The organism is Plesiomonas sp. PI-19 (assembly GCF_021368255.1).
Classification (GTDB): Bacteria; Pseudomonadota; Gammaproteobacteria; order Enterobacterales; family CAMTGL01; genus Plesiomonas; species Plesiomonas shigelloides.
Map to the genome: position 1 here is coordinate 3,187,126 of NZ_JAJNMQ010000001.1, position 14,805 is coordinate 3,201,930.

9 protein-coding genes, 1 tRNA gene and 2 rRNA genes are annotated in these 14,805 nt (G+C 53.2%); 10 read left to right on the plus strand and 2 right to left on the minus strand.

Features of this window, described 5'->3' with window-relative positions; genetic code table 11:
• The first annotated feature begins 33 nt into the window (after positions 1–33).
• From LQ901_RS14150 to LQ901_RS14175, 6 genes are all read left to right on the plus strand, one after another.
• Positions 34–109 (plus strand) — tRNA-Glu (locus tag LQ901_RS14150).
• A 129-nt stretch (positions 110–238) separates the two neighbouring features.
• A 23S ribosomal RNA gene (locus tag LQ901_RS14155) occupies positions 239–3,142 on the plus strand.
• Positions 3,143–3,283: 141 nt separating this feature from the next.
• Positions 3,284–3,399 (plus strand): 5S ribosomal RNA (gene rrf / locus LQ901_RS14160).
• Positions 3,400–3,683: 284 nt separating this feature from the next.
• The gene (locus LQ901_RS14165; protein WP_064978337.1) at positions 3,684–4,613 is read left to right on the plus strand and encodes a hypothetical protein; all 930 of its coding nucleotides are present in this window, start codon (positions 3,684–3,686) and stop codon (positions 4,611–4,613) included.
• Positions 4,614–4,628: 15 nt separating this feature from the next.
• Entirely contained in the window at positions 4,629–5,750 is a 1,122-nt protein-coding gene (locus LQ901_RS14170) for a BamA/TamA family outer membrane protein (RefSeq protein WP_230405843.1), read from the plus strand.
• Entirely contained in the window at positions 5,750–6,835 is a 1,086-nt protein-coding gene (locus LQ901_RS14175) for a DUF4056 domain-containing protein (protein WP_064978336.1), read from the plus strand. The genes LQ901_RS14170 and LQ901_RS14175 overlap by 1 nt, the downstream gene beginning before the upstream one ends.
• 88 nt (positions 6,836–6,923) lie before the next feature.
• On the opposite strand, the gene LQ901_RS14180 is transcribed toward LQ901_RS14175, so the two are convergent.
• Complete coding sequence (locus LQ901_RS14180; protein ID WP_010865002.1) at positions 6,924–8,294, minus strand: sodium-dependent transporter; 1,371 nt, start codon at positions 8,292–8,294, stop codon at positions 6,924–6,926.
• Between the two features lie 187 nt (positions 8,295–8,481).
• Here LQ901_RS14180 and LQ901_RS14185 point away from each other — a divergent pair, with 187 nt between their 5' ends.
• From LQ901_RS14185 to fre, 4 genes are all read left to right on the plus strand, one after another.
• On the plus strand, positions 8,482–10,053 hold the full coding sequence (locus tag LQ901_RS14185; protein ID WP_233672348.1) for a sensor domain-containing diguanylate cyclase: 1,572 nt from the start codon (positions 8,482–8,484) through the stop codon (positions 10,051–10,053).
• 165 nt (positions 10,054–10,218) lie between these two features.
• Positions 10,219–10,983, plus strand: a complete 765-nt coding sequence (udp, locus tag LQ901_RS14190) for a uridine phosphorylase (RefSeq protein WP_039046783.1) — start codon at positions 10,219–10,221, stop codon at positions 10,981–10,983.
• A gap of 164 nt (positions 10,984–11,147) precedes the next feature.
• The gene (ubiD, locus tag LQ901_RS14195; protein WP_010864999.1) at positions 11,148–12,644 is read left to right on the plus strand and encodes a 4-hydroxy-3-polyprenylbenzoate decarboxylase; all 1,497 of its coding nucleotides are present in this window, start codon (positions 11,148–11,150) and stop codon (positions 12,642–12,644) included.
• A gap of 163 nt (positions 12,645–12,807) precedes the next feature.
• Positions 12,808–13,509, plus strand: a complete 702-nt coding sequence (gene fre, locus LQ901_RS14200; protein WP_010864998.1) for an NAD(P)H-flavin reductase — start codon at positions 12,808–12,810, stop codon at positions 13,507–13,509.
• A gap of 96 nt (positions 13,510–13,605) precedes the next feature.
• Here fre and LQ901_RS14205 read toward each other — a convergent pair whose 3' ends face one another.
• Positions 13,606–14,799, minus strand: coding sequence for a heme biosynthesis HemY N-terminal domain-containing protein (locus LQ901_RS14205; protein ID WP_010864997.1), 1,194 nt, complete (start codon positions 14,797–14,799; stop codon positions 13,606–13,608).
• Between the last annotated feature and the right edge of the window lie 6 nt (positions 14,800–14,805).

The following is a 14,805-nucleotide window of genomic DNA, read 5'->3' on the forward strand; positions in this document are numbered from 1 at the left end:
GAGTGTTCACACAGATTGTTTGAATTTAGTTGCGTCCCCTTCGTCTAGAGGCCTAGGACACCGCCCTTTCACGGCGGTAACAGGGGTTCGAATCCCCTAGGGGACGCCACTTATTGCTCTTTAAAAATCTGAAAACAAGCTGAAAAATAACTGAAGTTCTTAAGAACAAGCGACTTGAGAAACTGGCAACGACCAGTTTAGTGACTAGCATTCAGCCCGACATTATTTTGGGTTGTATGGTTAAGTGACTAAGCGTACACGGTGGATGCCTTGGCAGTCAGAGGCGATGAAGGACGTGCTACCCTGCGAAAAGGGTTGGTGAGCTGGGATGGAGCGCTATAGCCAACCATGTCCGAATGGGGAAACCCACCTAAGATAACTTAGGTATCGTTAAGTGAATCCATAGCTTAACGAGGCGAACCGGGAGAACTGAAACATCTAAGTACCCCGAGGAAAAGAAATCAACCGAGATTCCGTTAGTAGCGGCGAGCGAACGCGGAGCAGCCCAGAGTCTGAATCAGTGGATGCGTTAGTGGAACGGATTGGAAAGTCCGGCGATACAGGGTGATAGCCCCGTACACGAAGACGCATTGCTGTGAGCTCGATGAGTAGGACGGGACACGTGGTATCCTGTTTGAAGATGGGGGGACCATCCTCCAAGGCTAAATACTCCTGACTGACCGATAGCGAACCAGTACCGTGAGGGAAAGGCGAAAAGAACCCCTGTGAGGGGAGTGAAATAGAACCTGAAACCGTGTACGTACAAGCAGTGGGAGCACCTTCGTGGTGTGACTGCGTACCTTTTGTATAATGGGTCAGCGACTTACATTTTGTAGCGAGGTTAACCGAATAGGGGAGCCGTAGGGAAACCGAGTCTTAATAGGGCGAATTAGTTGCAAGGTGTAGACCCGAAACCCGGTGATCTAGCCATGGGCAGGTTGAAGGTTGGGTAACACTAACTGGAGGACCGAACCGACTAATGTTGAAAAATTAGCGGATGACTTGTGGCTGGGGGTGAAAGGCCAATCAAACCGGGAGATAGCTGGTTCTCCCCGAAAGCTATTTAGGTAGCGCCTCGGACGAACACCTACGGGGGTAGAGCACTGTTAAGGCTAGGGGGTCATCCCGACTTACCAACCCTTTGCAAACTCCGAATACCGTAGAGTGCTATCCGGGAGACACACGGCGGGTGCTAACGTCCGTCGTGAAGAGGGAAACAACCCAGACCGCCAGCTAAGGTCCCAAAGTCATGGTTAAGTGGGAAACGATGTGGGAAGGCTTAGACAGCTAGGATGTTGGCTTAGAAGCAGCCATCATTTAAAGAAAGCGTAATAGCTCACTAGTCGAGTCGGCCTGCGCGGAAGATGTAACGGGGCTAAACCATGCACCGAAGCTGCGGCAATGACATTTAGGTGTTATTGGGTAGGGGAGCGTTCTGTAAGCGGTTGAAGGTGTACTGTGAGGTATGCTGGACGTATCAGAAGTGCGAATGCTGACATAAGTAACGATAAAGCGGGTGAAAAGCCCGCTCGCCGGAAGACCAAGGGTTCCTGTTCAACGTTAATCGGAGCAGGGTGAGTCGACCCCTAAGGCGAGGCTGAAAAGCGTAGTCGATGGGAAACGGGTTAATATTCCCGTACTTGTGGTAACTGCGAAGGGGGGACGGAGAAAGTTAGGCTATCCGGGCGACGGTTGTCCCGGTTTAAGCGTGAAGGTGGAGAGACTAGGCAAATCCGGTCTTTCATTAACACTGAGGCGTGATGACGAAGCACTACGGTGCTGAAGTAGCTGATACTACGCTTCCAGGAAAAGCCTCTAAGCATCAGGTTACCAGAAATCGTACCCCAAACCGACACAGGTGGTCAGGTAGAGAATACTCAGGCGCTTGAGAGAACTCGGGTGAAGGAACTAGGCAAAATGGTGCCGTAACTTCGGGAGAAGGCACGCTGATGGTAGGTGAAGTCCCTCGCGGATGGAGCTGAAATCAGTCGAAGATACCAGCTGGCTGCAACTGTTTATTAAAAACACAGCACTGTGCAAACACGAAAGTGGACGTATACGGTGTGACGCCTGCCCGGTGCCGGAAGGTTAATTGATGGGGTTAGCGAAAGCGAAGCTCTTGATCGAAGCCCCGGTAAACGGCGGCCGTAACTATAACGGTCCTAAGGTAGCGAAATTCCTTGTCGGGTAAGTTCCGACCTGCACGAATGGCGTAATGATGGCCAGGCTGTCTCCACCCGAGACTCAGTGAAATTGAAATCGCTGTGAAGATGCAGTGTACCCGCGGCAAGACGGAAAGACCCCGTGAACCTTTACTATAGCTTGACACTGAACATTGAGCCTTGATGTGTAGGATAGGTGGGAGGCATTGAAACGTGAACGCCAGTTTGCGTGGAGCCGACCTTGAAATACCACCCTTTAATGTTTGATGTTCTAACGTTGTCCCGTAATCCGGGATACGGACAGTGTCTGGTGGGTAGTTTGACTGGGGCGGTCTCCTCCTAAAGAGTAACGGAGGAGCACGAAGGTTAGCTAAGCATGGTCGGACATCATGCGGTTAGTGCAAAGGCAGAAGCTAGCTTAACTGCGAGACGGACAGGTCGAGCAGATACGAAAGTAGGTCTTAGTGATCCGGTGGTTCTGAATGGAAGGGCCATCGCTCAACGGATAAAAGGTACTCCGGGGATAACAGGCTGATACCGCCCAAGAGTTCATATCGACGGCGGTGTTTGGCACCTCGATGTCGGCTCATCACATCCTGGGGCTGAAGTTGGTCCCAAGGGTATGGCTGTTCGCCATTTAAAGTGGTACGCGAGCTGGGTTTAGAACGTCGTGAGACAGTTCGGTCCCTATCTGTCGTGGGCGTTGGATGATTGAGGGGGGCTGCTCCTAGTACGAGAGGACCGGAGTGGACGCATCTCTGGTGTTCCGGTTGTCACGCCAGTGGCATTGCCGGGTAGCTAAATGCGGAAGAGATAAGCGCTGAAAGCATCTAAGCGCGAAACTTGCCCCGAGATGAGTCATCCCTGAGGCTTAAAGCCTCCTAAAGGGTTGTTGGAGACTACGACGTAGATAGGCAGGGTGTGTAAGCGTAGCGATACGTTGAGCTAACCTGTACTAATTGCCCGTGAGGCTTAACCATACAACGCCAAAGTGATGTTGGATGAATGAAGTCACAGTTACTTGTTCAAAGAACAACATATCAGTTATACAGCTTGTTTTTAGATTTTAACTCTGGCGCGAGACACAACAAGATGTGTACGCGATAGAGAAACAGAATTTGCCTGGCGGCGATAGCGCGGTGGTCCCACCTGACCCCATGCCGAACTCAGAAGTGAAACGCCGTAGCGCCGATGGTAGTGTGGGGTCTCCCCATGCGAGAGTAGGGAACTGCCAGGCATCAAATAAGTGAAGAGCCCATCCTAACGGATGGGCTTTTTGTGTTTTGAGAGTTTGGTTTTTTCTTATCTGTTTTTTCTTCTATTTTCTTTTTATCCCTATACCTATTTCCTCAATCTTTTCCCTGCCTTCTGATGGGTATCGATAGATCTTATTTCTTAATTTTCTAACCGTTACAAGTAGATAAGTTATTTAAAAGTGTTACTTGTCGCACATTTTGCACCGATTCATAAATTTGTTTGCTTTATAGTGCGGGCTTTTCTTTAGTAGCACGTGGAAATAGCATGCAAACATGGCGAAGTGGACTGACGGCAGCAATGGTGTTGTGGTCGGGAATGATGGTTCCGACTTATGCACAAGACTCGGCTCGGATGTTTCCTATCTGGGGTGAAGAGGCGAAAGCTGCTGGGTATGAAATCCCTGAGCCATTTGGCCTGAATATTAGCCATATGCAGGTAAAGCAAGGGATCCAAGTCGATTCCATTAGCTTTTCTGGTTTATTGCCTAAAGTAGCGATTATGCCTGGAATTGCTGCTGAAAATATCAAGTTAGCGCCTACTGTTCGAGAGACAAAACAACGCTCAGATACTTCAACATTACGTGCTGATATGTGGGTTTTCCCCTTTCTAAATGTTTATGGCTTAGTTGGAAAAACCGACGGTAGAACTGATTCTATTCTTGATATGCAGGGCTCACTGGATGTGAAGTTACATAAGCTTTCTATCCCTGTACCAATCGAAATTAAAGATATCCATTTCCCTCTGGAATTTCATGGTGATACTTTTGGCCTCGGCTTTGTCTTGGCCGGCGGTTACGGCAACTGGTTTGCGCTCACCGATGTCAGTTATACCCAAACTAAGATGGATATTCTGGATGGCAAAATTGATGCCTTAGTCGCATCACCGCGAGTTGGCTATCAGTTTTCCGTGCTCGATCGTCCGCTGCGGGTCTGGGCCGGTGGTATGTACCAGAGCATTGACCAATCATTTAGTGGCAATATTGCTGACCTGGCATTGCCCGCCAATCTCAAACAGATGCTACTGCTGGTCGACCCAAGCAAGAGTGGCAAATTCCATGTTGAGCAGCATCTGGAATCTCCATGGAATACTTTGCTGGGTGCTCAATATCAGATCACACCGAATTTGCTGTTGCTGACCGAATGGGGTCTCGGCAAACGCACCAGTGCATTTTTCACTTTGGATATGCGTTTTTAACGGAGGCGTTTGCTGATGCGACAGACTCATTTTTCCCTGTTGATGCTGAGTACGCTGCTGATGACGCCGCCGTTGTATGCAGCGCAGTGGGTGGATTCCCTTCTGGAGGATTTAGGCTCTTCCGAGACGGTTGATGAGAGTAAGCCGATTGATTGGGGGGTACTGCCGGGGCCGTTTTATAACCCAGAGATGGGCGTGGGCATTGGCGCGGCGGCCATTGGGTTATACCGCGTCGATAAGCAGGATCGGGACACGCAATACTCCACACTGTCATTTACTGGTTTTGCCAGTTCAACCGGTGCCTTTGGGGTGGGTTTCGAGAACAACACCTTTTTGCAGCAAGATGCTTGGCGGTTGTTTCTCAAAGGCGCGGTGAAAAATGTACCGACCTCGTTTTGGGGAATCGGCTATGCCGCAGGCAGTCAGGACTGTAATAAACGTGAGTATACCGCCAAGGCGTTGGAGCTGACCCCAGAGCTGGCCTATCGGGTGGCACCTGACTTGTATGCGGCGCTGGGCGGCTCTTTGGTCCGGTTAAGCACGGAGAGCGACGAACCGCTGTTTACCGCATTGCCAGGCGGTGAGCGTAATCAGAGTATCGGTGTGAGTGCGCGTTTGTCGTATGACAGCCGTGATTTTCTGCCCAATCCTTACCGTGGTCAGGTAGCCAGTGTGAAATACACGCGCTATTTGCCCGCGCTGGGTAGTGATGCTGATTTTTCCACCGTAGAGGCGCGTTATAGCTACTACTGGCAATTAAGCGCGCGCACCATTTTGGCCTCTGAGGTGTATGGCTATTTTACTCACGGTGATGTGCCGTGGAATCAGTTGGCCCAGCTCGGTAGTGATAAGCGGATGCGCGGTTATTACGAAGGGCAATATACCGACCGCAATTTACTGACGACGCAACTGGAATTGCGTCAGCAGCTGAGTGGGCGGCACGGCGTAGCGCTGTGGGCTGGTGCGGGAACCGTGACTGCCCATGCTCGTGAGTTGCTGGATGCGGAGGCCCATTGGCTGCCAAATGCTGGGGTCGGCTATCGCTTTGCGTTTAAGCCACGGGTCAATATTCGTCTTGATTGGGGTGTTGGACGCAACACATCTGGTTTTTATTTTCAGGTGAATGAGGCTTTCTGATGAAACGCGGCTTGGTCCCACTGTTATTGGTCTGGGGGATGGGCGGCTTGCCGCTGCCGGCACAAAGCGCACCGGTGGCACCGGATGCGCTGCGGCCTTGCTGTGCGCTAGGCATGGATTTACGTACTTCGCTGTTAGGTGTGCCGCTACCCTGGTATCGGATCCCTAATGTGTTGGACACCCAATCACTCGGTCATCATCACTATAACGATAGCGTGATGCGCTCGGCAGGTGCGGTGCTAGGCTTAGGCGATGAGAAAAATGGTCTTTTGGTTACCCACGATGGCGGAATTTTAGATACCGCGCACATCCGAGATACCGCCGATAATACCTTTTATCTTTACCAAACCCTCTTACCGCGCTTAGGCCAGGCATTCTCGCTGGTACTGGCATCTGAGTTAGGCCAGCGCCATGTGGTGCTGCGTCCCTTTACCCCACCTAGTGCGATGGCGGATCGGCGCTTACTGGCCGCGCGTATGGCGGCTTTAATCGCCTTCCAGCTGGCGGAATGGCATGAGATAGCGCAGTGGTACGGTTATCGCTCGGTACCGGCGATGGCTGAGACGGTATCGGCGTTTTCGCCAGAGGATCTGTACTCTAACTTACTCGGTGCGCGGCTCAGCTCTGAGCTGTTGCGTGAGCCGGGGGCGCCGGTGTCGGCGGAGGATTTTAATCACCGCTTTGATCGGGCGTTGCGAATGTATTTAGCGCAGGCCGGTGTTTATCCTGAGGCGCAAGCGCGTCAGGCGTTACAGCAATTGGATGGTGTGTGGTGGGATAGCACACGGCGCTTGCCAGATCGGCGCTTAGTGCTGCAGCGTAATTATCAGTTGGGTTGGGTGCGAACGCCGATGTTACCGCCCAATTGGCCGGCACCGGGACGCCGTTTGTGGTTGGCCAGTCGCTGGCAGGGGCAACCGCTGAGTGAATACGTACAGCTGCAGATTTGGCCGGATAAATCGACCCCTGCGTCGTTGAAGGCGGTATTGCCGCAGACCTTTTGGACGCGCGATGATTTTGTCCATTTTGCAACTGCTGCCGAGCAGCGAGAGGCAACTTGGCTGGCACAAAGTGAGCAGGATTAACGCGAAGAGAAAAAACAACAGGCGACCATCTGGTCGCCTGTTGTCTATATTAAGCTCAAATTAAGCATATGAGCCGTATTAGAAGGGGTTAGAACAGATTCAACCCTTTGAGCATCACGATCAGTACCAGCAGCGGCGAGACAAATCGCAGTAGCAGGAACAGGATACGTGTCAGTGAGGCGTTATGCAGTTGCCCGTGATTGCTGACCGCTTGGCTCAAGTGTTGGCGTCCCCATACCCAGCCGACAAACAGACTCAGCAAGATCCCACCCAGTGGCATCAGTACCTTCGAGCTGAGGGCGTCGAACAGATCAAACATGTTCAACCCAGCCACGGTGACATGGGCCAAGGTACTGTTAGACAAGGCGCAGGTGGAGCCGATCAGGGCTAAGAACAACACGTTGATCAGCACCGAACGGGTACGGCTAATCTTAAAGCGCTCGCTGATCACCGATACTGGGACTTCCAGAATCGACAGCATAGCGCCGGTTGCCGCGATCGCCGATAGCACAAAGAACACCACCATCAGCAAATGGCCGAATGGCATCTGGGCAAATACCGCTGGGATAGTGATAAACAGCAGCGATGGGCCCGCGGATGGGGTAAAGCCAAAACTGAAGACCGCTGGGAAGATAGCGATCCCCGCCAGCATCGAGACAAACAGATCGGCGGTCATCACGCGTAACGCGGTGGCGGGGATATTCTGGTCATCGCGAAAGTAGCTACCGTAGGTCAGCATGGTGCCCATCCCGATCGACAGCTTGAAAAACGCCAAGCCCATTGCGGTCAGGATCACGCCAGCATCAATTTTGCTAAAATCGGGGCTAAACAGGAAACTTAAGCCTTCTGCCGCACCCGGCAGAGTCAGGCTGCGCACGGCAATAATCACCAGCAGCACAAACAAAATCGGCATCAGTTTTTTGGTTACCGCCTCAATCCCTTTCGATACCCCGATAATCAGCACCCCGCCGATCACCAGCAGGACTAACCATTGCCACAGTAGGGCTTGCCACGGATTGTGGATCAGCGCATCAAAGGCTGCGCCTGTCGCTTGCGGGCTGCTCGAGAGCAATGAACCGTCGGCGGATTTGAAAATGTAAGCAAAGACCCAGCCGGCCACTTCCGAGTAGAAACCCATGATCAAGTAGGCGCAAATAACGCCGAGCAGACCAATCACCCACCACGCTGAGCGGCGCGGGGCGAGTTTGACGAAGGTGGTAATGGCATCGGCTTTGGCGGCGCGGCCTAAGGTGAGCTCCGCAATCATGATCGGCAGGCCAATTAGCAAGGTGGCGAGCAGGTACACCAGCAGGAAGCTGGCACCGCCGTTGGCACCGGTCAGATAGGGAAATTTCCAGATATTGCCCAGTCCAACCGCAGAGCCTAACGTGGCGGCAATGACGCCAAAACTGGAGGTGAAACCATCGCGCTGCGCGGGTTTGGGAGTCGCATTACTCATAAATCAGAATATTCCTGTTTTATTATGATACATAAACCATGAGTGCACGTGAGATTGTTCTATCCTGCCTTTTATAGCCAAGAGCTTTTTGTCTGATTTATACTAACCCAATCATCGACATCATGCCCAAGTTTCACGCCAAGGCTATTTTGTGCCGTATTTGAGCCAAGGCAGGAGTTAAGATTACATGGAAAAACGCAAACCGCGGGCATTCTGGCAGGTATGGCGGTGGACTTTTTTTGTTTTTATTCTGTTATTCTTCGTGGATGTCAGCGCGTTTTACGAGTTGTCGCGTCAGAATAAAATTGAGCAACAGCGATTCTTTGCCGCTGAAGCTCGCGCGTATGTTGCGAAAGTCCGCGGTTCTATCAAAACCGATCTGCAATTATTGACGTCATTATCCTTAGGGTTCCGGCTCAATAATTACGTGCCACTGCGCGATATTCAGGCCTATATCGAGAGCATGCGCTTAAGTGCGCCACAAACCGTCAAGTTAGAGTGGTTTCCGCTGGTAACACAAGACCAAGTGGCTCCTTTTTTACAGCAGATGCGCAATATTTATCCGGCCTATCATTATCAAGGATGGTTATTTAGTGACAATACGCCGCTCGACACTCTATTGGCACAGCCGTATATCTTTCCATTAGCGTTTGTCTATCCGGCTAGCGAGCAAAATCAGCAATATTTAGGCTTGTTATTTGGCGGCGAAAAACGTGACAGTTATTTGGCCGATATTATTGCGGGGGCAGAGCAAATAATTACTGACCCGATTCGGCTATGGAATCAACAGAGCAAAAATAACAATCGGAAAAATGGTTTTTTGGTGATCAACGCGGTGCGTAATATCCGCGATAAAAGTTTAGATGGCATATTTGTTTCGGTGATTAACAGCTATGCTTATTTTTCTCATGTAATAAACACCATTAATCCACGTCCAGGGATGGCGATTCAAATCAGTGACGTTTCATCGAGCTCAGAAATTGTGTTGTATCACTCAGCCGCCGCTGTTGCTGCGCCGCGCTCGGCAGGGCCGCTCATGCAGCACGTGGAATATATTGCCCAAGGTGATCGACACTGGAAGGTTTCGGTAACCGGCCATTGGGCGCTGTACGCCGAAAATCGCCTGCTGCTGAAGATTTTGTGGTGGGGCGGGCTGGTGGTTTCCCTGTTGGTGAGCTTGATTGTCGGTTATGCGGTAAACCGTACCGGTCTGTATGAGTTTTTGCTGCAACAGCGCACGCGCGAGCTAGAGTTTATGTTGGAGCATGATCACTTAACGCGGGTGCTCAATCGCCGCGCTTATGATCGCTTGCTGGGGGAGTTTTGCCAGAGTACCCGGCCGTTCACCCTGTTTATGATCGATATGGATTATTTTAAGCGCATCAATGATTGCTTTGGCCATGCGGCGGGGGATGCGGCGTTGATTGAGGTGGCGCTGCGCTTGCAGCAAGCCGCCGGCAGCGGAACTTATCTGGCGCGCATTGGTGGCGATGAGTTTGCGCTGATGACGCCGGTGACCCAAAGCGATGCGGTGCAAAGTCTTGGCGAGCGAATGTTGCTGGCGGTGCGTGAGCCGGTATTCAGTTTCCGTCAGCAGGCAATTCATCTGAGCATTACCCTTGGCGCAGCGGTGTATCAGGCTGGACAAAACCCCGATCAGATCCAAGATTGTGCCGATCAGGCGCTGTATGCGGCGAAACAGCGTGGGCGCGGATGTTGCGTACAATATGTGCAATATATGAACGGACTCGCGCCATAGCCTGATATACATCACATAATTTAGGTAATATGTTGTATGTTAATTGCCTAGATTTGGCATTCGTCACATATCAGCAGGCGGCTCTTCGCTACAGTAATGACTTAATAGTGCAAGGACTCGCCTCCTGTATTCTGACCCATTCGATTAAAAGAAGGAGCCATGACCATGGCGAAATCAGATGTATTCCACCTTGGATTGACTAAAAGTGACCTGAAAGGCGCTACCTTGGCGATTGTTCCGGGCGACCCGGAGCGTGTGAAGAAAATTGCCGAGCTGATGGATAACCCGGTTCATCTGGCCAGTCACCGTGAGTTTACGTCTTGGTTGGGCGAACTGGACGGCAAGCCAGTGGTGATCTGCTCTACTGGGATTGGCGGTCCTTCTACTTCGATTGCCGTGGAAGAGCTGGCACAACTGGGCGTGCGTACTTTCCTGCGTGTAGGTACCACCGGTGCCATTCAGCCACACATCAATGTTGGTGACGTGCTGGTCACTACCGCCTCGGTACGTCTGGACGGTGCGAGCCTGCACTTTGCGCCAATGGAATACCCTGCGGTGGCTGACTTTGATTGTACGACTGCGCTGGTTGCGGCAGCGAAAGAGCGCGGTGCGAAGACCCATATCGGTATTACCGCTTCTTCCGATACCTTCTACCCAGGTCAAGAGCGTTATGACACCGTTTCTGGCCGTGTGGTGCGTCGCTTCCAAGGCTCGATGCAAGAGTGGCAGGATCTGGGCGTGATGAACTACGAAATGGAATCCGCGACCTTGCTGACCATGTGTGCGAGCCAAGGCTGGCGCGCGGGTATGGTGGCGGGCGTGATCGTAAACCGCACCCAACAGGAAATCCCGAACGCCGAAACCATGAAAGCGACCGAAAGTGATGCGGTGCAGATCGTGGTTGAAGCGGCGCGTCGTCTGCTGGATTAAGCATTCTGACCCCTTCTGTACCGCCTGCGGCTCTGCAGGGCGTGGACGAAAAAACGCGGCGATGGCCGCGTTTTTTTATGCCTGTGATTCACCGCGCGGTGGTGGCTCGGCTTTAACCGCCAGAATGCTTATAATGGCGGACGCCGCCGAGAAAAGGACTGCCGATGAAATATAAAGATCTGCGAGAATTTATCGCCTTGCTGGAAGCGCGAGGTGAGTTAAAACGCATCCGGGTACCGGTATCGCCGGATTTGGAGATGACCGAGATTGCTGATCGCGTACTGCGCGCGGGCGGCCCGGCTCTGCTGTTTGAAAATCCGACCGGTTATACCATGCCGGTGCTGTGCAATCTATTCGGTACGCCGCAGCGAGTCGCACTGGGGATGGGGCAAGATGATGTCAGTGCCTTGCGCGATGTCGGCCAGTTACTGGCCTTTCTCAAAGAGCCAGAGCCGCCGAAGGGATTTCGTGACCTGTGGGAAAAAATGCCCAAGTTTCGCCAGGTGTTGAATATGCCGACCAAGCGCCTCAGCAGCGCCCCATGTCAGGAAGTGGTACAACAAGGTGAGGCGGTGGATTTGACCGCGTTGCCGGTGATGCGTTGCTGGCCCGAAGATGCGGCGCCGTTGGTGACATGGGGGCTGACGGTCACCCGTGGTCCGGTGCGGGAGCGGCAGAACCTTGGCATCTATCGTCAGCAACTGCTCGGTCGTAACAAACTGATCATGCGCTGGTTATCGCACCGTGGTGGCGCGCTCGATTTTCAAGAGTGGCAGCAGGCCCATCCTGGTGAGCGTTTTCCGGTGGTGGTGGCATTGGGCGCCGATCCAGCCACTATTTTGGCGGCGGTAACACCGATCCCCGATACCCTGTCAGAATATGCGTTTGCCGGTTTGCTGCGCGGTACTAAGACCGAAGTGGTGAAATGCTTAACCTGCGATCTGGAAGTGCCGGCGTCGGCGGAAATCGTGCTAGAAGGTTACATCGAGCCGGGTGAACTGGCACCGGAAGGGCCGTATGGCGATCACACCGGTTATTATAACGAAGTGGATAACTTCCCAGTCTTTACCGTCACCTGCGTGACCCGCCGTCGCGATGCTATCTATCACTCCACCTACACCGGACGGCCACCAGATGAGCCGGCGGTGCTTGGGGTGGCGTTGAACGAAGTGTTTGTGCCACTGCTGCAAAAGCAATTTCCTGAGATTGTCGATTTCTACTTGCCGCCGGAAGGCTGTTCATACCGCATGGCAGTGGTGACGATGAAGAAACAGTATCCGGGGCATGCTAAACGGGTGATGATGGGGGTCTGGTCGTTTTTACGTCAGTTTATGTACACCAAATTTGTGATTGTGTGTGATGATGACGTCAATGCCCGTGACTGGAATGATGTGATCTGGGCGATTACCACGCGGATGGATCCGGCGCGTGATACGTTGCTGGTGGAAAACACCCCAATCGATTATCTGGATTTTGCCTCGCCGGTTTCCGGTTTAGGCTCCAAGATGGGGATGGATGCGACCAGCAAGTGGCCGGGGGAAACGGATCGTGAATGGGGCCGTCCGATTGCACGCGATCCCGCGGTGGTGGCCAAGATCGATGCGATCTGGGACAGCTTACAGCTGGATCAGCCGGCGTCAGAGGCTGCGGCGCAAAAATAAAGCGTTGCGGTAATCAATAAACGTGCATCTCGTTGGTCACAGGCTCATCGCTTGCCCGATGTGGTCAACGAGGAAGGGCGATTAGCCCTTGCTGAGTACGATAACAAGATCCAACACGAACAACAGACAAGAAAAACGCCGCTCGGGCGGTAGAGGAAAAGTCATGACAACGTTTTGCTGTAAAGTGTCGCTGGTTGAGCCGATCACCGAAACCGTCTATCGCGTCCGGCTGCAACCGGATCAGGCGGTCAGTTTTCGTGCCGGTCAGTATCTGATGGTGGTCATGGGGGAGCGCGATAAGCGTCCGTTCTCCATTGCATCGACACCGGACAATAGCCATGAGATTGAGCTGCATATCGGCGCTTCCGAGCATAATCCGTATGCCATGGCGGTGATGGATAAGATTAAAACCGGCGAGCCGGTGACGGTGGAAATGCCGTTCGGTGAGGCTTGGTATCGCGCCGATAGCCAAGCACCGGTGATCTTGATTGCTGGTGGCACCGGTTTTTCCTACGTGCGCTCTATCGTGCTGGATCTGTTGGCGCAGCAGCCGCAGCGTCCGGTCTCTTTATATTGGGGCGGCCGTGAGCTGACCCACCTGTATGACCTGCCAGAGTTGCAGGCGCTGGCCGCCGAGCACCGTAACTTGCAGGTGATCCCGGTGGTGGAGCAGCCTGCGGATAACTGGTCTGGACGCAGTGGCACCGTGTTGGCCGCCGTGATGCAGGATTTTGCTTCCTTGGCCGGTTATGACATCTATATTGCGGGACGGTTTGAGATGGCCAAAGTGGCGCGCGAGCTGTTCTGCGAGCAGCGTGATGCCGATGCCGCGCACCTGTACGGTGATGCGTTTGCCTTTATCTAATTTGCTCTGCGCTAAGCGCTAGGCATAAAAACGCGACATAAAAAAACGGGAGGCTAAGCCTCCCGTTGTTATTGGTACGCTAGTGATGGGGCCGAGTTAGGCGTGGTGCTCACCATCGACCAATGCCAGACCACGGCGGCGCATCTCACCGGCATCTTGCGGATGACCGGCTTTTTCCAGCACGTTAGCCAGCAGCGCATAGTCAGCGGCGTTCGGCTGTTGTGCCAGTGCTTTGCGCAGTGCGCTTTCTGCTTCCGGATATTGGCCTTGTACCGCCAGCAGGTGACCCAGCGCGCGGTTCAGCAGTGCGTTCTCCGGCTCTTTTTTCATCAGATGCTGCAGCACTTTTTCCACCGCAGCAGGATCGGTCGGGTGCAGACGACTCAACACGGTCAGCAGCTGTGGCTCGGACGATTTACGCAGACCGCTCAGCAGCACTTCTTGCGCGTGATGGTGATCATCACACTCAATCAGATGGTTGGCCAGCAGCGCTAAGGTACGCGGATTGGTGCGACGACGACGTGGCTGATTGCGCAGCCACGCCATCAAGCCTTCACTGCCGTTTTCCTTCATCGCCTTGTTCATCAGGCCATCTTCGGCATTCAGCTCGATTTGCTCCAGCTCTTGTTCTGGAAACAAGCCGGATTTGGTCAGCTGTGGCAGCAGATCCAGCAGCGCGGCGTACGCGCCCGCTTGGGTATAGGCTTGCTCGGCCAAACGCAGCACCTGTGGATGACGTGGCGCGACGGCCAGCAGATGATCGACGCCATGACGAGCGGCATGGATCTCGCCTTGGGCCAGTTGCAGGCGCACGCGGGTGATATCGACCGGCAGGGTATCGTTACCGGCCAACTCGGCGGCGCGGTGCAGATACTGGTTGCAGCTTAAGTTATCGCCGCGTTGCTGCGCCGCTTCAGCGGCCATCAGCAGGTTCACTACCGGTTGATCGGCATGCTCGGCGCTCTTCGCCATCAGGCGCTCGGCCTGTTGGTAATCACCCTCGGTCAGTTTCAGCAGACCGGCTAGGGTTTGTTTACGGGCGCGGTTTTGTTTGCGGCGCGCAAACCAGCCGTGGGTGGATGAGCCAATACGCAGCAGACGGCGCAGTACCGCATCCAGAATAAACAGCGCGGCCAGCGTCAAGATCACCAAGATGATCATGCTGGTCAGGCTCATTTCCACGGTATACGGACCGGCCACAATCAGCACATAGCCCTGATGACCGGCAAATTCCGGCCCGATCACCAGTCCGCCGATGATGATGGCAAGCAGTATAAAAATACGTGTCATGACAAC